Genomic DNA, 19,710 nt, shown 5'->3' with positions numbered 1-19,710 from the left:
ACGAGAGGAAGCACATGACCGCACACAGCATGCATACCCACAGCTGCGGAGAGCTGCGAGCGTCCGACATCGGCAAGGAGGTCACGCTCACCGGCTGGGTCTGGCACCGCCGCGACCACGGTGGCCTGATCTTCGTGGACCTGCGCGACCGCGAGGGCGTGACGCAGGTCTCCTTCGACCCCGAGCACTCCGGCGGAGGCGCCTTCCGCACCGCCGAGGCCATCCGCTCCGAGTGGCCCATCAAGGTCGTGGGAGAGGTGCGCGAGCGTCCCGAGGGCCAGGACAACGAGAAGCTCGCCACGGGTCAGGTCGAGGTGCTCGTCTCGCAGATCGAGGTGCTCAACAGCTCCAAGACCCCTGCCTTCCAGATCGAGGACCACGTCGAGGCGGCGGAGGACGTCCGCCTGCGCTACCGTTACCTCGACCTGCGCCGCCCCAAGATGATGGCCAACCTCAAGCTGCGCTCAGACTTCACCCACGCCCTGCGCGAGGCCTTGCACAGCCGCGCCTTCATGGAGGTGGAGACCCCCGCGCTGTTCAAGTCCACGCCCGAGGGAGCCCGTGACTTCCTCGTGCCCAGCCGCACGCAGCCCGGCCACTTCTACGCCCTGCCGCAGTCGCCGCAGCTCCTCAAGCAGCTGCTCATGGTGGGCGGCGTGGAGCGCTACTACCAGGTTGCCAAGTGCTTCCGCGACGAGGACCTGCGCGCGGACCGTCAGCCCGAGTTCACGCAGGTGGACATAGAGATGAGCTTCGTCGAGCAGGACGACGTCATGTCCAACCTGGAGGAGGTCTTCGCGGAGACCTTCGCCAAGATGGGCGTTGACATGCAGCTGCCCCTGCGTCGCATCTCCTACTGGGACGCGATGGACAGCTACGGAAGCGACAAGCCGGACACTCGCTTCGGCATGGAGCTCCACGACGTCACCCCCATCTTCGCCAACTCCAAGTTCAAGCTCTTCGCCAGCGCCGCCGCCGACGAGAGGCTCTTCGTGAAGGCCATCAACGCCAAGGGCGCCGGCGCCTGGCCGCGTGCCAAGATCGACAAGCTGGCAGACGTCGCCTGCGGCTTCGGCGCCAAGGGCCTGGCCTACATAGCGTTTCGCGAGGACGGCAGCGTGACCAGCCCCATCGTCAAGTTCTTCTCGGACGAGGAGATGGAGGGGCTGCGCGTCGAGATGGGCGTGGAGCCTGGCGACCTGGTGATGTTTGCCGTCGAGAGCCGCCTTGTGGCAGATGAGATCCTGGGCGGCATGCGCAGCCACATGGCGCAGGCCCTGGAGCTTCCCCGCGAGGGGCATGACTTCCTCTGGGTGGTCGACTTCCCGCTCTTCCACTGGGACGAGGACCGCAAGGCCTTCGCCGCGGAGCACCAGCCCTTCACGCAGCCCCTCGAGGAGGACATCGAGCTTCTGGGCAGCGACGACCGCGAGAAGGTCCTCTCCATGGGGTCTCACACCTACGACTTCGTGATGGACGGCTACGAGGCCGGTGGCGGGGGCATGCGCATCCACAACGCCAAGCTTCAGATGAGCGTCCTGGAGAAGCTGGGCTTCACCGAGGAGGGCGCGCGAGAGCAGTTCGGCTTCCTCATGGATGCCCTCGAGTTTGGTGCGCCTCCCATGGGGGGCTTCGCCCTGGGGCTGGACCGCGTGTGCATGCTGCTCACCGGCTCGGACTCCATCCGCGAGGTCATGGCCTTCCCCAAGACCAGCTCCGGCAGCGACCTCATGAGCGCGGCTCCCAGCGAGGTGGGAAGCCGCCAGCTCAAGGAGGTCTCCCTGAGGCTCCTCTAGGGCCTGCGGCTCTCTTGCAGGCGACACGGTGATGGGATGGGACGGGACGGGCGGGCCGTCCCGCCCCTTTCTGATGGAGGTGGGCATGGATCTTCTCGCGGTTGGGCTGGGAGGCCTCCTGGGCAGCGTTGGGCGCTGGCGGCTGGGCGTATGGCTGAGTGACCTGCTACCTGGCCTTCCCGCGGGCACGCTGGTTGCAAACGTCCTGGCTGCCCTGCTCATTGGCTTCGTGGGCGGGTTGGGGCTGGCGGGCGGGATGCCCGAGCGGCAGCGCCTCTTCTGGGCGGTGGGGCTCTGCGGCGGGCTCTCCACCTTCTCCACCTTCTCGAGCGAGACCTTGCAGCTGCTGCTGGCGGGAAGCTGGGCGGGTGCCTTGGGCAACGTGACGGCAAACCTGCTCAGCTGCCTCTTGGCCGTGGCGGCGGGGATGTGCCTGGCACGGCTCGTGTCCGCGTAGCGTCGAGGGCGTTTGGGTATACCAGACGCATCTGAGGCCGCGCCATGGCGCACAAGCGAAAGCGAGACATCATGTCCGAGAAGAACCTCGAGCTTTACGTCAAGACCACCTGCCCGTACTGCCACAAGGTGCTCTCCTTCATGGAGGAGAACGGCATCGAGCTCCCCCTCCGCAACATCGAGACCAGTGACGCGGACCGTGACCGCCTCATTGAGGTGGGCGGCAAGCGTCAGGTGCCCTGCCTGTTCATCGACGGCAAGCCCCTCTACGAGTCCAGCGACATCATCGACTTTCTGGGCCAGGAGTTTGGCGTGAGCGCCAAGGGCGGGGAGGCTTCCGAGATGCCCTCTGGCTCCAGCTGCACCATCGGCGGCGGCTGCAGCTTCTAGGCTGGCGTCTCCTGCAGGGCAAGGCCGCCGAGAGACCGCCTCCAGCGTCTCTCGGCGGCCTGCTCCTTTGTGCCTTTCCTATGCGGCGGAGCCCAGGCTGAAGCTCAGCAGCACGGGGTTGTGGTCGCTGTAGGCAAAGCCCGTGTCTATGTTCCAGGCGCGCGCGGACACGTTGTCAGAGACGACGAAGCCGTCAACCGTGACGGTGTAGGTGACGCCGGGCTGGTAGGGGATGTCATCGCCGCGGCAGCTGGCGACCTCCTCCAGGTTGTCCGGGCGGACCACCGAGAAGCCCTCGGGAACGCTGTCGTCCTCAAGCGTGGACACCCAACCGGGCACCTGCTGCTCGCTGGGATAGAGCTCTAGGGAGCCGCAGAGAGCGTGGTTCCAGTCCCCGCCGGCAATGACGTAGTTTCCCTTGGAGCGCTCGGAGACGAGCACGTCGGTGAGCATTGCCAGCTGCTTGGCGCGCATGCTGCCGCCCGCGTCGTAGGCGGACATGTGGCTGTTGACGAGCACGAGTTCGTGTCCGTCCGAGACGGGCAGGCGCGTGACCTCGAAGCAGCGGTCAAGGTCGAAGAACTTGGTGGGGAAGCTCTCGTCTATGGGATAGCTGCGCCTCACGGAGGAGCTGGCGCGCACTCCCGTGAGGGTGAGGATGCCCGAGTTCACCTTGCCGTGCGGCTTGGTGGGGGGGTAGGCGAGGAACCCCGAGTGGAAGTTTGAGGCGAAGATCGACTGGTAGCTGGGGAAGGCCTTCTCGAAGGCGTCCTTCTGGTTCACGTGCCAGCTGCGGTCCGAGTCCGTGTCCACCTCCTGGAAGAGCATGCAGTCTGCGGGCGCGCCGCCGTTGACCGTCTTAAGGACGTCGATGCCGCCCTGGGTGCAGGCCTGCACGGACTCCTGGCTTGCTGCCACGGAGCTGCTGCCGCGTGTGGGGGTGCCGTCTGCCATGGCGCCCTCGTCCATGAAGAAGGTGTAGTCGGGCGTGTAGGCCCCAAAGCCAATGTTGTAGGTGGCGGCGGTGTAGGTCTGCCCCGCCTGGAGCTCGTTTGCCACGCTGGTCTCAGGTCCCTGCTCGATGGTGAGCAGGAGCTTGTCGGCGATGCGCGTGTAGTGGCTCTCGAGGTAGATGGCGTATCCGCCGAAGGCCGCACCGGCCACCACCGCCAAGGCCAGCACCGTGCGCATCAGGTAGACAAGAAAGGTCGCGAGGGGGCCCCTCCTGCGGCCTGGACTGGTGTGTGCGCCAGATACCTGGTGTCGAGCTGAGCGCGCCATGTGTCTCTCCTCTGTCATCAAGATGCTTCATCACAGCTTAATTTGCCTTGGACGTTGGCGCGGCGTGCTTTCGGCAAGTGCGTGGCCGATGCTGCCGCGGCTGTGCCGGCCGCCCCGCGGGCTGCGCTGGGCGGCCTGAACTCGGCGGGAGGTTCGGGCAACAACAAGCTGCGCACCTCTCAGCAAAGCCCCAGCTGGGTGGCATTGGCCAGAATCTTGCTGTCATTTATCGAGCAAATGCGACAACAAAACCGAGAGGCCACACGTTCTCCCAGTTAGCTGACGCCTGTCAGAAACTTGCTGTCATCGGCGCCGCGTGGCTTGCTAGCGCGTGCGGCCCAGGCGTATGCGCAGGTACTGCAGGGCAAGCAATGCCATGAGCAGCGCCATGGACGTGAGGTAGGCCAGGACCGCCCCGAAAAAGCCCACGGTGGGAATCAGCGCCAGGCTGAGGACGACTGCCGAGGCAAGTGCCACCAGGAAGGCACGGACGATGAGCCCCTGGTACCTGAGCACGGTGATGACCTGGTAGAGGAAGTCTACGAAGGCCGCCATGCCTCCTGCGAGGACCATGAGGTAGAGCTGCGTGCGATAGGGGCCGAAGTCGAGGCCGTACAGGACGCCCATCAGCGGTATGCCCACCAGGGCGTTGAGGCCCAGGGTCGCTGCTGCTATCGTGGCCGCGGCCAGCGCCATGGCGAGCGTGACGAGGTCGAAGCGCCTGCGGTGCCTTGGGTCGGCCCATATGTTGGCAAGGCGCACCAGCTGCGGCTTGTACACCAGTCCCAACGTCATGGCTATGGCCTGGGACGGGAAGTAGATGGCGTTGAAGTAGAGCTGGCTCTCGTAGGGCAGTACTCCCTCCATGACGAACTTGGGCACGGCCTCGATGAGGGCGAAGAGGAACTGGCCCAGGAAGGCGGGGGCGCATTCCACGAAGAGCTCATGCAGCTCCACCAGCTCGAAGCTGCGCGAGCGCGGCGTCTCGAAGTAGGCGAGGGGCACGCTCACCAAGACCAGGCTGGCCAGGCTGGCTGCGGCAAGGGCCCTGCTTGCGAGGGCGACGTTTCCGCTGAGGAGGAGCGCCAGGACGAAGCCCACGATGCCAAGGCCGCAGCGCAGCGACTGGGATATTCCCGCCAGCCAGAGCTTGTCGCACTGCTGAAGCCGCCCCTCGAAGACGTCCGCCAGGGCGTCCGTCGCGCGAAAGACGCTCACGGGCCAGAAAATGGAGAGCATCTCGGCGCTGTAGCCGCGAAGCGCGGCGTAGGCCCAGCAGCTGGCCAGCATGAGCGCGCAGCTGAGCAGGCGCTGCAGCTGGTAGGCGGCAAACGAGTCCGACTCGTCCACGTCTGAGACCTGGTAGGTGCGGATGCCGTAGGTGCCCACGAACTGCAGGAGGCTTGCCACCACGAAGGCCATCGAGAACATGCCGGCCCTCTCGGCGCCAGCAAGCTGCGCGCAGACGATTGCGAGCAGGGGGAAGAGAGAGCCCCACAGCGCCAGGCCCAGGCTGTTGAACAGGTAGTCCCTGTGGGTCCGGTGGGCGGCGTAGCGGGCGGTCTGGTCTGCGAGCGAGCCGGACCACACGGCCGAGATGAGGCGCTCCCACCAGTTGTTGGCAAGCTCCGCCACGACGGGCGTGCGATGCTGGCCGGGACGTGCGCTGACGCGGTGGGACATGAGAAACCCTTTCGGCAGGTCAAACGGTGGCGTGCGAACTTGGATTGTAGGCCTGCGGCGTGGTGGTATGGCGTTGGGGCCGGGCACTTTGCCGCCGGGGCGTCAGGTGACAACGACGCGGCGCGGCAGCGGCATTGCGCCCAGAGACAACAACGTGTGCCACTCTCGGCAAGTTCCCAGCTGGTGTAGACGAGCTCATGTCTTGTTGTCACATTTGGGGCCTATTTGACAACAAGACGATGCTTGCGTCGCAAACCAGCAGCCAGCGGATTCGAGGCGGTGTCTTGTTGTCAGAGCCCCTCGCCCGATCGGTGGGTGAGCGTCGGCGCGGCCACAAGGTCCCAGCTGGAGAGAGGCCCGAGGGGCACGAAAGTCCACCCGTCAGCCACCTGCCGCAGTGCAGGGGCCGCTCCCTGGCGCCCGTGAAGATTGGGTTTCGCGAGCTGAGGGACACCACTGCCGCACAGCGAGGCGGCTATCGTATAAAGAGCTGTTTGTTATGACGGCGCCAGGCGCGCCGCCCAAGGCATGGCAAGGAGGTATCGTGTCAGGGCAGATTCGCTCAAACGACAAGGTCGGCACCGGTCAGACTGGTGCTCGCGGGGTGGCCCAGGACGAGCTGGCTCAGGCCCGCTCCATGCTCTCCCGGGTGGACATCCCGGATGCCCTCAAAGAGAACATGGCCCTCTTCCTGCGGCTTGTCCGCAAGGTGCTCGGCGAGTACGGTACGGAGCTCCTCTCCGCCTTTGATTCCCTTCTCGCAGACGCCATCAGGGCAAACGCCGACGAGGTCCTCTCCACCGAGGCGGAGCGCGCGGCCTTCGCCGACGCCGTGTCACTCATAGACGCCCTTCCCTCCGAGCAGGCCCGCCTGGTCATGCGGGCCTTCACCGCCTACTTCCACCTGGCCAACATCTGCGAGGAGAACTATCGCGTCTCGTCCCTGCGCGCCCGCGAGCGCGCGGTTCCCACCACGGAGGCGGTAGACCCCATCAACGACCTAACGGTTGCCTACAACCAGCTGGTGGAGGAGTGCGGTCGTGCCAAGGCCCTGGCCCTCCTCGGCCGTCTGGAGTTCCATCCCGTCTTCACCGCGCACCCCACCGAGGCGCGCCGCCGCGCCACCGAGGGCAAGATCCGGCGCATCTCCCTGCTCCTGGAGGAGCGGCTCCAGCTCGCCGGCATCGAGCTCGCCGAGAACGAGCGCCGAATGCTGCAGGAGATAGAGGCGCTACTGCGCACCTCTCCCATTGCCATCAAGAAGCCCACTCCCGTCCAGGAGTCGGACACCATCATCGACATCTTCGACAACACCCTCTTCGACATGGTGCCTGCGGTCTACCGCCGCTTCGACGACTGGGAGCTGGGCGAGAAGGCCGGCACCGTCGCGCCCGTCTGTCCCGCCTTCTTCCACCCCGGCAGCTGGATCGGAACCGACCGCGACGGCAACCCCAACGTCACCGCGAAGGTGAGCCGCCAGGTCTCGGAGAAGTTCCGCGTCCACATCCTGGAGCGCCTGCGCGACGAGACCAAGCGCGTGGGCACCAACCTCACCCTGGACGACGGATTCACCAGGCCCTCCCGCGACCTGCTCAACCTCTGGAGCCACCAGGTCGAGATGAGCGAGGCGCTCTCGGCTTCCGCCGAGCGCGTCTCCCAGAGCGAGCTGCACCGGGCGACCATGATAGTGATGTCAAACCGCCTGCAGGCAACCATCGACCGCACCACGGACATCATGTACGCAAGCGCCGAGGAGTTCATCGCGGACCTGCGCTGCGTGCAGGCCTCCCTTGCCGCCTCGGGCGCCGTGCGCTGCGCCTGGGGCCCGCTGCAGAAGCTCGTGTGGCAGGCGGAGACCTTCGGCTTCCACATGGTGGAGATGGAGTTCCGCCAGCACTCCCTCGTCCACGCCCGTGCCCTCGCGGACATCCGCGAGCACGGTCGCTGGGAGGAGCGGGGCCGACTTGACCCCATGACGGTGGAGGTGCTCGAGACCTTCCGCGCCATCGCCTCCATCCAGCGCCGCAACGGCGTCAAGGCCGCCAGGCGCTACATCATCTCGTTCACCCAGAGCGCGCGGAACGTGGCTGACGTCTACGAGCTGGCCCGCCTCGCCTTCGCCCATGAGCAGGACGTGCCCACCCTTGACGTGATCCCCCTGTTCGAGCAGGTGGAGGACCTCGAGAACGCCGTGGACACCCTGAACCAGATGCTCCTCCTGCCCGATGTCCAGCGCAGGCTGGCCGAGTCGGGCCGCAGGATGGAGGTCATGCTGGGCTACTCCGACTCCTCCAAGGACGCGGGGCCCACCTCGGCCACGCTCGTGCTGCACGCCGCGCAGGAGCGCATCGCCCGGTGGGCCGAGGACAACGGCATAGACCTCACCCTCATGCATGGCCGCGGGGGCGCCGTGGGCAGAGGCGGAGGCCCTGCCAACAGGGCGGTCCTCTCGCAGCCGAAGGGCTCTGTCAACTGCCGCTTCAAGCTCACCGAGCAGGGCGAGGTCATCTTCGCCCGCTACGGCAACGCCACGCTGGCCCGCAGGCACGTGGAGGAGGTGGCGGGCGCCACGCTGCTGCAGAGCTCGCCCTCCGTGGAGTACGTGAACACCGAGGCGACGGACAAGTACGCCGACGTCGCCTCCGCGCTCGACCGCAGCTCTCGCGAGCGCTACCTGGACCTTCTCAACGCAGAGGGCTTCGCCGAGTGGTTCTCCACCGTGACGCCCCTGTCCGAGATAGGCCTCATGCCCATAGGCAGCCGTCCCGCCAAGCGTGGGCTGGGGGCAAAGTCCCTGGCGGACCTGCGCACCATTCCCTGGATCTTCTCCTGGTCACAGGCGCGCACCAACCTTGCCGCGTGGTATGGCCTGGGCAGCGCCTGCGAGTCCTTCGCCGACCTGGGACGCCTGAGGGAGGCCTACGCGGAGTGGCCCCTCTTCACCACCTTCATCGACAACATAGAGATGTCGCTGGCAAAGACCGACGACCGCATCGCCCGCATGTACCTGGCGCTGGCCGACCGAGAGGACCTCAACCGGAAGGTCATGGACGAGATGCACCTCACGCGCAGGTGGGTCCTGGCCATCACGCGCCACGAGTGGCCCCTGCAGAACAGGCGCGTGCTGGGGCCCGTGATTCGCATGAGACTCCCCTTCGTCAACGTGCTCTCGCTCGCCCAGGTGCGTGCGCTGGATGCGCTGCGCAACAAGGGGCAGGACCTGACGGCGGAGGAGCGCGAGGGGCTCACCTACCTCATCCTGTGCACCGTCTCAGGTGTGTCTGCGGGCCTCCAGAACACCGGGTGATGATCCATTCGGCCGTTGGTCTGCTCCAATGCGCCGCTTGTGGGGTCGGAACGCCGCTGGCGGGCCGACCCCTTTTGCGGTGGAAAAATATGTCAACTTCGGTTGCCTTTGGTTGGGACAGAACTATACTGGGCCTGTTAGATTGCGGAAACTCAGCCCATGACCCATGGAAATCGGGAGGGTCATGGGGTCTTGGAGAGGGGGTGGCGGACGAGATGCATGAAGACGGCATGGACGATGAAGCGGCGGTGGGCACGAGTGGCGGAGCCCAGCTCCCCCTTTCCATGGTGAGCGAGGGCCAGACCGTCCTGGTGTCTCGCGTCAGGGGCAGCCAGGAGCTCAGGCAGCATCTCGCGGAGCTCGGCTTCGTGCAGGGCGCCAGCGTCAAGGTGGTCTCGCGCGTCAACGGGGACGTGCTCGTGAGCGTCAAGGGCGCCACCTTTGGCATAGGCCGTGACATGGCCCAGAAGATTGCCACCTGCTAGGGGGTTATGAGGTCGCTGCCTTCGGGCGGCGAAGGAATAGTGAGGAGGAGAGCAAGTGTCAACGCTTCGAGAGGTGAGGGTGGGGCAGAGCTGCACCGTCACAAGGCTGGCGGGTGTCGGGGCCATCAAGCGCCGCATCATGGACATGGGCCTGACCAAGGGGACCGAGGTCCTCGTTCACAAGGTGGCGCCGCTGGGTGACCCCATAGAGGTCACCGTGCGTGGCTATGAGCTCACGCTGCGCAAGGACGAGGCCGAGTGCATCGAGGTCGAGGGCATCCACTAGGCCCGCGACGTCATTCGACTGTGTCGAGAGGGAGTCGCGAGGCTCCGTTTTTTCGACCGAACAAGTTACTTTTATCTAACAAATGGTACACGCAAGGCAGCAAATAGTGAACCATGGGTAACCCGCGGCCGGGCGGGCTACCGAGCAGAAAGGCAAGGAATGGGCGACAAGATTAACATTGCCTTGGCTGGCAACCCCAACTGCGGCAAGACCACGCTGTTCAACGAGCTCACGGGCTCCAACGGCTATGTGGGCAACTGGCCGGGCGTCACCGTCGAGAAGAAACAGGCGGACTGGAAGGCGGACAGGAATGTCAGCTTCGTAGACCTGCCGGGCATCTACTCCCTCTCCCCGTATTCCCCCGAGGAGGTCGTCTCGCGCGACTACGTGATCAACGAGCGTCCCGACGCCGTGATCAACCTCATTGACGTGACCAACCTCGAGCGCAACCTCTACCTCACCACCCAGGTGCTGGAGGCGGGGCGTCCCGTCGTGGTGGGCCTCAACATGTGCGACCTGCTCAAGGAGCGCGGTGACGTCATCGACTCCGCCAAGATCTCCTCCATGCTGGGCGTGCCCGTCATAGAGGTCTCGGCCCTGCGCAACACCAGGGTGGACGAGCTGGTGAAGGCAGCGATTGACGCTGGCAAGTCCGGCTCCGTCAGCTCTGGGGCCAAGTGCTTCTCGCCCGAGGTGGAGGACGTGCTGGGCGAGATCGCCGAGGCCCTCGCGGGCAAGTGCGTCCCAGAGCTCGTCCGCTGGTACTCGATTAAGGTCTTCGAGCGCGACGCCGAGGCAATCAAGCCCCTGGGGCTCTCCGCCGCGGAGCTTGCCACCCTCGAGGAGCTCATCCGGGCCATCGAGGAGGACCGCGACGACGACAGCGAGTCCATCATCACCTCCGACCGCTACGACTGGATCGCCACGGTCATGGACGCCTGCGTCAAGAAGGCCCCCAAGAAGCTCACCACCTCGCAGAAGATCGATCGCGTCGTCACCAACCGCGTGCTGGGCCTTCCCATCTTTGCCGTGGTCATGGTGCTGGTGTACTACATCGCCATCTCGACCATCGGAACCGCTTGGACCGACTGGGTGAACGACAACCTCTTCTCCGATGGCTTCTTCCTGAGTGGCCAGTCGCAGGCCGCCTTCGACGAGGCGAAGGAGGAGTGGTCCTCCAACCACTACGACGACCAGATTGACGGCTACATCGCCGCCGCGGAGAAGGCTGGCGTCGACACCGAGGGAGTCGCGGACGCCATCGCGGCCGAGGATCCCAGCGAGGAGGACGAGGCCGCGATCGCCAGCTTCCAGGAGGCTGCCAAGAAGGCCAAGGTCGTCGCTACCGACGTTCCCGTGCACGACGAGGACGGCAACTTCGTAGACACCGACGACGAGGCCATCACCAAGGAGACGAGCGGCGGCGAGCCCGAGCTCGAAGAGGGCCAGGAGCTCCAGGTGATCGACAGGGTGGACGCCGCGGACTTTGCCGCCGCCCTCGAAGGCAAGGCCGCCGAGCCTGACGAACACGACTTCGGCAGCTTCGTAGACTCCATCCCCACCGCCGCGACCAACGCTCTCGATGCGGCCGGTGCCTCCGACCTCGTCAAGGGCCTCGTGGTCGATGGCATCATCGGCGGCGTGGGCTCGGTCCTGGGCTTCATTCCCCAGATCTTCGTCCTCTTCGTGATGCTCTGCTTCCTCGAGGACTGTGGCTACATGAGCCGTGTGGCCTTCGTCATGGACCGCGTCTTCCGTCGCTTCGGCCTCTCCGGCAAGTCCTTCATCCCCGTGATCGTCTCCTCCGGCTGCGGTGTGCCCGGCGTCCTCGCCACCAGGACCATCGAGAACGAGCGCGACCGCCGCATGACGGCCATGCTCACGACCATGATTCCCTGCTCCGCCAAGCTGCCCATCATCGCACTGGTCATGGGCGTGCTCGCCGGCGGGTCCGACATGTGGTGGGTCGCCCCCATGTTCTACTTCATGGGCATCGTCGCAATCATCGTCTCGGCGATCATTCTGAAGAAGACCAAGCCCTTCCAGGGCGAGCCCGTCCCCTTCGTGATGGAGCTCCCCGACTACCACTTCCCCAGCATCCGCTCCTGGGCCCTGCACGTATGGGAGCGCGTCGCCTCCTACGTGAAGAAGGCCGGAACCATCATCTTCGCGGCTGCCGTGGGCATCTGGTTCCTCTCCAACTTCGGCGTCGCGGGCTGGGACGGCGGCGACGGCGCGTTCGGCTTCCTCTCCGGCATGGAGGCCGTGCCCGAGAACTACATGGATTACTCCATCCTCGCCGGCGTGGGCGGCGCCCTGGGCTGGATCTTCCTTCCCCTGGGCTTTGGCAACTGGCAGGCGACGGCTGCGTCCATCTCTGCCCTGATCGCCAAGGAGAACCTGGTCTCCACCTTCGGCGTGCTCTACGGCCTGGGTGACGCCACCGAGAACTCCGTCTCCATGTGGCAGGGCTTTGCGGGTATGTTCACCCTTGACGGCACGCTGCACGTTGGTGCCATGTGCGCCTTCGTGGCCTTCAACATGCTCTGCGCCCCGTGCTTCGCGGCCATGGGTACCATCCGCCGCCAGATGAACTCTGCGGCTTGGACCACCTTTGCCATTGCCTTCGAGTGCGTCTTCGGCTGGGTCATCGGCCTCTTCATCAACCAGTTCTACGAGCTGGTCGTCTTCGGGAGCTTTGGCGTCTGGACCGTGGTGGCCTTCGCCCTGCTGGCCGCCATGCTCTTCCAGCTCTTCCGCCCCATGCCCAAGTGGGACGCGAAGGACGAGAAGATTCTCTCCAAGCTTACCGAGGACGTCGCCAAGTCCTAGAGCCCAGCCCCTCTTGGCTGCCCGTGCAAGAGGGTGCGCAGGATCTTGGGTTCAAGATCGGTGACGGGCGTGCCACCTGCCCAGCGCGGTGGCACGCCCCTTTTGGCACGTACGCAACGAGGAGGTGTGCTCCATGAGGGGGTCCCAGGCAAATGCCGGCAGGGAAGAGGCGCCGCTGGGGCTGCCCCTTGAGCCCCTTCTGGGCATACGCCTGCTGCTGTGCGATGGGAGCTTTGGCCTGAACGGCCTCCAGGACTGGCTCGACTTGGGTCCGCACCAGCTGCTTTTGGGCTACTGTCGCGGAGGCTCGCTGAGCCTGGTCTGCGAGGGCCGCCGCCTTGAGCTTGGCCGCGGCTCGGTCTTTGCCTGCAGGAGGCCTGCCGTGGGGTCGGGCGTCTTCTCGGGGGCGCTGGTGCTCCTCTCCCTGGACGAGCTCACCGAGCCGGCCATGCGCACCCTGGCAGGCTTTGGGGTGGACATCGACCTCCTCTCGGAGGTCGTCCATGCGGGGGAGCCGCTGCAGAACCTGGGGGCCTATCCTGCCCTCGCACACGTCTTCGCCGAGATGAGCTCGCCCCCGTTGAGCGCCGAGCTGGGATATCTGCGCCTCAAGGCCATAGAGCTCCTGAGCGCATCCTGCGCGCTGATCGCCCCGCGGGCCCGGCAGGCAGCTGCCGCGCAGCTTGGCGGGGAGCCCTCGGACAGGCGCAGGAGCCACGACAGGCTGGCGCTCGAGGCGCAGGCCCTCATGATGCGTGACCTCAGCCAGCCCGTGACCATCTCCATGCTCGCCAAGGCCACGGGAAGCTCCCCCACGGTGCTGAAGCAGGCGTTCCGAACGGTCTTCGGCGTCCCCATCTATACCTGGTATCGCTCGTATCGCATCCATCAGGCAGCAGAGCTTCTGATTTCCACCAACTGCTCCATCGCCGAGGCGGCTGCAGCGGTGGGCTACTCCAACCCCTCCAAGTTCTCGAAGGCCTTCGTGGACTGCATGGGGCAGACTCCCAGCTCATGGCGCAAGCAGATCTGCTAGGAGGCCTTCTCTCTCGGTGGCGCTTCTTGGGGGCCCACATTTAAGGGCGTCCGATTGGAGCTTTGAAGTCTCTTGGAGTTGTGGGCGCCCAGGGGCTCCCTTACTTTTTAGGGAACGTTCACCGCATCGCGAGGGTGCAGGTTCCTGCGCCCCGCCTAGGAGAGGGGTTCTCATGGCTGTTCATCACGCTTGGTGTGCCGTTGCCGGTGCCGCCGTCGCCGGGGCCGTTGCCGGCCTTGCCCAGACGGGCCTTCTGCACAAGGCCGCAGTTGCCGTCACCACTACGGGCATGAGGGTGTCCGACGCAATCAACGCCGAGTCCCAGTCCATCGTCGATGACGCCAACGACGCGGCCGCAGAGGCCCGCCGCCAGGCGAAGATCGACTCCGCGGTCCGCGAGCGCCTCGCCGTCGAGGAGGAGCGCATCCGCCAGGAGGTCACGGCCAAGGTGGACGCCGAGGGCGTCGAGGCATAGCGCAGCGCCCACATGCATTACACCATAGTCTCCGATCTGCCCGGCCGTCTCAGGCTCAGATGCGCTGCGGGCCTCTTCGACGAGGAGGAGGCACGCGGCGTCTCGTATGCCCTGATGCGTCGCGAGGGCGTCCGCCATGCCGAGGTGCATCCCGCCAACGGGTCCATTCTGGTCTCCTTCGAGCCAGCCTATCGCCAGCGGTTGCTGGACGCGGTCTCTGGCCTGGACGTGCTCGACCTCCCGCGCGAGCAGGTGGGCATGGAGCCCTTCGCCGGGCAGATAGAGCTTGCCGCAGAGAATAACCGCTTTGCCACCTCCCTTGTCAGGCTTGTGGCTTGCAGGCAGCTGCGCAAGCTCCTTTTGCCCGCGCCCATTCGCATGGCGTGGACGCTGCTGTGCTCCCTGCGCTTCGTGCTGGATGGCCTCCGGCATCTCGCCCGCGGGGAGCTCACCGTTGAGGTGCTGGACGCAACGGCGATAGTCGCCTCCCTCCTGCGCGGGTCCTTTGCCGAGGCAGGTACCGTGATGTTCCTCCTGAACGTCTCGTCCCAGCTGGAGCGGCACGTGCAAAGCCGCGCCCACTTGGCCCTGAAGGAGGGGATGGTCACTCGTCCCGCTGCGGTCTGGGCCATCCAGGACGGCAAGGACGTGCGTGTCTCCATGGAGGACGTGCGCCTGGGCATGCTGCTGCGCCTGGGCGCCGGCTCGGTCCTTCCCGTGGATGGCTGCGTGGTCAGTGGCGAGGGACAGATCGACGAGGCCCCCATGACGGGGGAGAGCCGCCTGGTTTCCAAGCGCCCGGGGTCCACCGTCTATGCGGGAACCGCCCTCGAGGAGGGTGACCTGGTGGTGCGTGTCACGGCGGAGCCGGGGAACTCTCGCATAGATGGCATCGCCACGCTGGTCGAGGAGTCTGCGGGCCTCAAAGCCACGGTCCAGGGCAAGGCCGAGAAGCTTGCCGACCGCCTCGTCCCCCTCAACCTCCTTGCCTTCTTTGGCATCCTCGCCCTCTCGCGCAACGTCGAGAAGGCCATGGTCGTGCTCATGGTTGACTTCTCCTGCGCCATCAAGCTCTCCACGCCCGTTGCGGTCATGAGCGCCATGAACGAGGCCGCAAGTCGCGACACGGTGGTGAAGGGCGGCAAGTACCTTGAAGCGTTCGCGCGGGCAGACACCATAGTCTTTGACAAGACGGGCACCCTGACGCATGCGACGCCCAAGGTGGAGCGCGTGCTGAGCTTCCACGGCTGCGAGGGCGAGGACGAGCTTCTTCGCTATGCGGCCTGCATCGAGGAGCACTTCCCCCACAGTATGGCTCGCGCTATCGTGGCCGAGGCGGACCGCCGCCAGCTCGGCCATCGAGACGAGCTGCATGCCAAGGTGGAGTACGTGGTGGCGCACGGCATTTCCACGCTGATAGACGAGAGGCGCGTCATCATTGGCAGCGGGCACTTCGTCTTCGAGGACGAGGGTGTTCCCAAGCCTGCCGGCCTTGACGAGCTCCTGGAGCGCGAGGCCCCCACGGCGTCAGTCGTCTACATGGCCTTTGACGGCATTCTGGTGGGGGCCATCTGCATCTGCGACCCCTTGCGCAAGGAGGCGCGCTCCGCCCTCTCTCGCCTGCGCGGCCTTGGCGTGAAGAACATGGTCATGCTCACGGGAGACTCCGAGAGCTGTGCCGCCCACGTGGCGTCTCAGCTGGGCATCGACAGCTACCATGCCCGGGTCCTGCCCGAGTTCAAGAGCTCCTACGTGAACGAGCTCAAGGCGGCCGGGCACACCGTGATCATGGTGGGGGATGGAATCAACGACTCTCCGGCCCTTGCAGCGGCGGACGTCTCCGTTGCGATGTCAGACGCCAGCGACATCGCCCGTGCGGTGTCAGACGTCGCCATCCAGGATTGCTCGCTTGAGTCCCTGGTCACCATGCGCGTGCTCTCGCAACGCCTCATGGCGCGCATTCGCACGGACTATCGTCTCATAGTGGGCTTCAACAGCTCGCTGATCGTTGCGGGCGTGGCGGGTCTCATGCCGGTCGCAACGGCAGCCTACCTGCACAACGGCTCGACGCTGGCGGCCGTGGCGCTCAACACGCGCCGCCTGCTGCGTGACTGAAGCTGCCCGCCGGGCAACTGAAGCCCCTCAGGAAAAAACATCCTGAGGGCCTTGGGCGCAAACGCCCAGTTGAATTATGGAGATGCCACAGGAAAATTCTTCCTGTGGCATCTTGCCCAGGCAAAGAGGTGCCTTCGCCTCTCTCCGCTGGCGGCAGATGCCGCTCCCGACACAATTTGCCTACGTTCAGGCAGATAACCTTTGGCCCTAAAGTTAGCTCGTATACACTCTATGTTTGAGTAAGTTTGAGCTAACAGGAGCGGCGTAAGGCGCTGGGTCGTCCCGCTCTGGAGCGGAGGCGGAATGTCTGACCAGGTGTACCTGAGGGTTGACGCGCTGCGCAAGAGCTATGGCTCGGGAGGCGCGCGCCTTGAGGTCCTCAAGGGCGTCTCGGTGGAGGTCGAGCGCGGGGAGGTCTGCGTGCTCTTTGGCCCCTCGGGTTCGGGAAAGTCCACCTTCCTCAACCTCCTGGGCGGGCTGGAGCCGGCAGACAGCGGCAGCATCGCCGTGGCTGGCCAGGACATCTGCCAGCTCAGCGGCAGGCAGCTGGTGGAGTACCGCCGCCGCGAGCTGGGCTTCATCTTCCAGTTCTACAACCTGGTGCCAGACCTCACTGTGCGGGAGAACATCGAGGTCTGCCGACAGCTCTCCAAGAACCCGCTGCCCGTTGACGAGCTCCTGCATTCCCTTGGGCTTTGGGACCATCGCGGCAAGTTCCCCAACCAGATTTCCGGTGGCCAGCAGCAGCGCTGCTCCATAGGCCGCGCGCTGGTGAAGAACCCCGGCCTGCTGCTCTGCGACGAGCCCACAGGAGCTCTGGACTACAAGACCTCCAAGGAGATCCTCGAGCTCATGGAGGAGGTCAACCGCAAGTTCGGCTGCACCATGGTCATCGTGACGCACAACGACGCCATTCGCCACATGTCCCACCACATCCTGCGCCTTCGCGATGGCGAGCTGGTGGAGGACGAGAGGAACGAGCACCTCGTCCCGGCGTCAGAGCTTGAGTGGTAGGGGTGCCCATGTCTGCCCTCGATAGGCGCCTCCCGCGCGAGCTCGTGCACAACCTAGGCAGGTACCTGGGTCTCTTCCTGCTCATCGGCCTGACCGTCTCTATGATATCGGGCTACCTGGTGGCCGCGCGCTCCACGCAGCGCGTCATAGCCCAGACGCGTGCCAGCTCGAACGTGGAGGACTTCTCCTTCACCACGCAGTTCAAGCCGAGCCAGGATGACCTGCGGGCCGTTCAGGACCTGAGGAGCGGCTGCAAGGCGTACGAGAGCTTCCACTCCGACGTGAAGGTCACCCTCGTGCGCGACGGCCAGAAGAGGGAGGCAACCATCCGCCTGGCCAAGAATCGCACGGACGTGAACAAGGCCAGCTACCTTGCGGGGGAGGCTCCCACGCGCGACGACCAGATCGCCCTCTCTCGCTGCTTCTGCGAGAACAACGGGCTTGCGGTGGGCGACAAGATAACGGTCTCGGGCCGCGAGCTCACCATCTCCGGGCTTGTGTCGCTGCCGGACTACCAGGCCCTGGTCAAGAAGAACTCCGACCTGATGTTCGATTGCACCGGCTTCTCGATGGCGCAGCTGACGCCAACGGCGTTCGATGCGCTGGCGGGACCCGTGACCTATCGGTATTCGGTGACGCTCGATCCCAAGCTTGAGCTCAAGGACCGCAACGACTTCGAACTCAGGGTTGCCGAGAAGCTCGACGAGCGCGGGGTGACCCTCACTGAGCTGCGCGACAGCAAGGACAATACCGCGATGAACTTCGCCGAGGACGACCTCGAGGGCGATCAGGTCGGGTGGATCTTCATCTGCGGCATCATCCTGGTGATATGCGCCTTTGTGTTCGTCGTGTTGACCAACGCCTCCATCGAGCAGGAGAGTGCGGTCATTGGCACCCTGCTGGCCTCAGGGTATCGCAAGGGAGAGCTGGTGGCGCACTACATGGTCCTGCCCACGCTGGTGGGGCTCGCGGCGGGAGCCGTGGGTAACGCTCTGGGGTACGGGTTCCTCGTGGAGTACATGAGCGGCCTCTACTATCATTCCTACGACCTGCCCACCTACGTCACCTACTTCTCCATGGACGTCTTCCTCATGACGACGGTGGCGCCCGTCGGCATGCTGATCCTGGTCACGCTGCTGGGGCTGCTGCGCAAGCTGGGCCACACGCCCCTGGCGTTCCTCCGTCACGAGCTGCAGGCACGCACGCGCAGGGCGAACCTTGCGCTGCCAGAGCGCTGGGGCTTCACCTCGCGCTTCCGCCTCCGTGTCTTCCTGCGCAACTTCTCGCACTTCGCCCTGCTCTTCATGGGCATAGCGCTGTCCGTCCTGCTGCTGCTCTTTGGCCTGTGCATGCTCCCCATCGTGCGCAACTTCTCGGGCAAGATGGCGGCCAACGTGCCTGCGCAGCACCTCTACCTGCTCAAGGCCCCTCTCGAGATAGACGTCTCATCTGAGGACGCGCAGGCCGCCCGTGCGCTCGACGAGCTGCAGGACTACGAGAGGCCCGAGGACGACCTTCCTGAGGACCGCTACCTTTCCCTGCTCATGAGGGCGTCGGCGCTCTCGGGAGACGCGAGGATCGCGGCGGGCCACCCCGTCAACACCAGCAGCAACTCCGAGAACGCCCTGGAGCACGCCGAGAAGTTCAGCGTCCGCTCGCTCGAGCTGCCGCGCCTGCACTCCGACTCCAACGAGGAGGTCTCCCTCTACGGCATAGACGTGGGCTCCGAGTACTGGAAGATGGACGTCTCGGGTGGAAAGATCGTCGTTGGTGCGGGCCTCGCCGAGAAGTGCGGCCTGCATGTGGGGAGGCAGTTCACCTTCACCAACCCGCGCACGGGGGACAGCTATGTCCTGGCGCCGGACGTCATCGCCGGCAACGACACGGACATGAACGTCTACATGAGCCGCGAGAACTGGTGCCAGATCTTCGGCAAGGACGCGAGCTACTTCAACGGGTACGCGTCAGACGTGCCCCTCGCCCTGAACGAGCGCTACCTCGCGTCAGAGATGACCCCGCAGCAGATGGACATGATCGCGGTCCAGCTCGAGAGCTCGATGTCCGACGTCATGGGGATGCTGCTCTGGCTGGCCATACCGATCTCCATCATCCTCATCTACCTGCTCACCAAGACGGTCATAGACCGTTCTGCCCGCTACATCTCGTACATGAAGGTGTTCGGCTATCGCGACGGGGAGATCCAGGCCCTGTACCTTCGCTCGATCACCGTCACGGTGCTCGTTTCGCTGATCGCGTCGGTGCCCCTGGTGATCGCCGCGGTGGGTCAGCTCATGGTGTACGTGATGTCGGACTACGCGGGAAACATGCCCTTCGTGTATCCCTCCGAGACCCTGCTCGAGGTGATGGGCATCGTGGCGGCGACCTACTTCCTAGTTGCCTGCGTGCACGTGTGGCGCATCAGGCGGGTGTCCCTTGCCGAGGCGCTTAAGGTCCAGGAGTAGGGGGCTGCCACCTCTCTCCCAAGGAAGCGTGAGGGCCCTCAGGAAATTTTTTCCTGAGGGCCTTGTCTACATATGACCAGGTGAATTATGAA

The 19,710-nt window shown here is 65.2% G+C and carries 14 protein-coding genes; 12 read left to right on the top strand and 2 right to left on the bottom strand.

Going from position 1 to position 19,710, the window contains the following annotated elements:
- The first annotated feature begins 14 nt into the window (after window positions 1-14).
- From aspS to CZ375_RS05820, 3 genes are all read left to right on the top strand, one after another.
- Window positions 15-1,796, top strand: coding sequence for an aspartate--tRNA ligase (gene aspS, locus CZ375_RS05830; protein ID WP_077598320.1), 1,782 nt, complete (start codon window positions 15-17; stop codon window positions 1,794-1,796).
- Window positions 1,797-1,881: 85 nt separating this feature from the next.
- Window positions 1,882-2,253: a fluoride efflux transporter CrcB gene (gene crcB, locus CZ375_RS05825; protein ID WP_077598777.1), complete on the top strand. Its 372-nt coding sequence runs from the start codon at window positions 1,882-1,884 to the stop codon at window positions 2,251-2,253.
- Window positions 2,254-2,324: 71 nt separating this feature from the next.
- A complete protein-coding gene (locus CZ375_RS05820; RefSeq protein ID WP_077598776.1) occupies window positions 2,325-2,642 on the top strand; it encodes a glutaredoxin family protein in 318 nt (105 codons plus the stop codon).
- 78 nt (window positions 2,643-2,720) lie between these two features.
- Here CZ375_RS05820 and CZ375_RS05815 read toward each other — a convergent pair whose 3' ends face one another.
- Together CZ375_RS05815 and CZ375_RS05810 are read right to left on the bottom strand one after the other, a co-directional pair.
- Window positions 2,721-3,923: an exonuclease/endonuclease/phosphatase family protein gene (locus CZ375_RS05815; protein WP_077598319.1), complete on the bottom strand. Its 1,203-nt coding sequence runs from the start codon at window positions 3,921-3,923 to the stop codon at window positions 2,721-2,723.
- 324 nt (window positions 3,924-4,247) lie between these two features.
- Window positions 4,248-5,606: a lipopolysaccharide biosynthesis protein gene (locus CZ375_RS05810; RefSeq protein ID WP_077598318.1), complete on the bottom strand. Its 1,359-nt coding sequence runs from the start codon at window positions 5,604-5,606 to the stop codon at window positions 4,248-4,250.
- 604 nt (window positions 5,607-6,210) lie between these two features.
- On the opposite strand from CZ375_RS05810, the gene CZ375_RS05805 reads away from it, so the two are divergent.
- The 9 genes from CZ375_RS05805 to CZ375_RS05765 all read left to right on the top strand — a co-directional run bounded on the left by CZ375_RS05805 (window position 6,211) and on the right by CZ375_RS05765 (window position 19,618).
- Entirely contained in the window at window positions 6,211-8,913 is a 2,703-nt protein-coding gene (locus CZ375_RS05805) for a phosphoenolpyruvate carboxylase (protein ID WP_234966937.1), read from the top strand.
- A 230-nt stretch (window positions 8,914-9,143) separates the two neighbouring features.
- Entirely contained in the window at window positions 9,144-9,398 is a 255-nt protein-coding gene (locus CZ375_RS05800; RefSeq protein ID WP_077598775.1) for a FeoA family protein, read from the top strand.
- A gap of 55 nt (window positions 9,399-9,453) precedes the next feature.
- Window positions 9,454-9,684: a FeoA family protein gene (locus CZ375_RS05795; RefSeq protein ID WP_077598316.1), complete on the top strand. Its 231-nt coding sequence runs from the start codon at window positions 9,454-9,456 to the stop codon at window positions 9,682-9,684.
- A gap of 159 nt (window positions 9,685-9,843) precedes the next feature.
- Complete coding sequence (locus tag CZ375_RS05790) at window positions 9,844-12,516, top strand: ferrous iron transporter B (RefSeq protein WP_077598315.1); 2,673 nt, start codon at window positions 9,844-9,846, stop codon at window positions 12,514-12,516.
- A 133-nt stretch (window positions 12,517-12,649) separates the two neighbouring features.
- Window positions 12,650-13,552, top strand: a complete 903-nt coding sequence (locus tag CZ375_RS05785) for a helix-turn-helix transcriptional regulator (protein WP_077598314.1) — start codon at window positions 12,650-12,652, stop codon at window positions 13,550-13,552.
- 172 nt (window positions 13,553-13,724) lie between these two features.
- Window positions 13,725-14,027: a DUF1490 domain-containing protein gene (locus CZ375_RS05780; protein ID WP_077598313.1), complete on the top strand. Its 303-nt coding sequence runs from the start codon at window positions 13,725-13,727 to the stop codon at window positions 14,025-14,027.
- Window positions 14,028-14,039: 12 nt separating this feature from the next.
- On the top strand, window positions 14,040-16,142 hold the full coding sequence (locus tag CZ375_RS05775; RefSeq protein ID WP_077598312.1) for a heavy metal translocating P-type ATPase: 2,103 nt from the start codon (window positions 14,040-14,042) through the stop codon (window positions 16,140-16,142).
- Window positions 16,143-16,445: 303 nt separating this feature from the next.
- The gene (locus tag CZ375_RS05770) at window positions 16,446-17,156 is read left to right on the top strand and encodes an ABC transporter ATP-binding protein (RefSeq protein WP_077598311.1); all 711 of its coding nucleotides are present in this window, start codon (window positions 16,446-16,448) and stop codon (window positions 17,154-17,156) included.
- Window positions 17,157-17,164: 8 nt separating this feature from the next.
- Entirely contained in the window at window positions 17,165-19,618 is a 2,454-nt protein-coding gene (locus CZ375_RS05765) for an ABC transporter permease (protein WP_077598310.1), read from the top strand.
- Window positions 19,619-19,710: the final 92 nt, after the last annotated feature.

The organism is Olsenella urininfantis, from assembly GCF_900155635.1.
GTDB classification, from domain to species: Bacteria; Actinomycetota; Coriobacteriia; order Coriobacteriales; family Atopobiaceae; genus Olsenella_G; species Olsenella_G urininfantis.
This window is presented reverse-complemented; position numbering and strand designations above follow the sequence as displayed.

Bases quoted from the DNA above. Each gene is read 5' to 3' on its own strand.
- aspS (WP_077598320.1), top strand. From the start codon at position 15: ATGACCGCACACAGCATGCATACCCACAGCTGCGGAGAGCTGCGAGCG.
- crcB (WP_077598777.1), top strand. From the start codon at position 1,882: ATGGATCTTCTCGCGGTTGGGCTGGGAGGCCTCCTGGGCAGCGTTGGG.
- CZ375_RS05820 (WP_077598776.1), top strand. From the start codon at position 2,325: ATGTCCGAGAAGAACCTCGAGCTTTACGTCAAGACCACCTGCCCGTAC.
- CZ375_RS05815 (WP_077598319.1), bottom strand. From the start codon at position 3,923: ATGGCGCGCTCAGCTCGACACCAGGTATCTGGCGCACACACCAGTCCA.
- CZ375_RS05810 (WP_077598318.1), bottom strand. From the start codon at position 5,606: ATGTCCCACCGCGTCAGCGCACGTCCCGGCCAGCATCGCACGCCCGTC.
- CZ375_RS05800 (WP_077598775.1), top strand. From the start codon at position 9,144: ATGGACGATGAAGCGGCGGTGGGCACGAGTGGCGGAGCCCAGCTCCCC.
- CZ375_RS05790 (WP_077598315.1), top strand. From the start codon at position 9,844: ATGGGCGACAAGATTAACATTGCCTTGGCTGGCAACCCCAACTGCGGC.
- CZ375_RS05785 (WP_077598314.1), top strand. From the start codon at position 12,650: ATGAGGGGGTCCCAGGCAAATGCCGGCAGGGAAGAGGCGCCGCTGGGG.
- CZ375_RS05780 (WP_077598313.1), top strand. From the start codon at position 13,725: ATGGCTGTTCATCACGCTTGGTGTGCCGTTGCCGGTGCCGCCGTCGCC.
- CZ375_RS05775 (WP_077598312.1), top strand. From the start codon at position 14,040: ATGCATTACACCATAGTCTCCGATCTGCCCGGCCGTCTCAGGCTCAGA.
- CZ375_RS05770 (WP_077598311.1), top strand. From the start codon at position 16,446: ATGTCTGACCAGGTGTACCTGAGGGTTGACGCGCTGCGCAAGAGCTAT.
- CZ375_RS05765 (WP_077598310.1), top strand. From the start codon at position 17,165: ATGTCTGCCCTCGATAGGCGCCTCCCGCGCGAGCTCGTGCACAACCTA.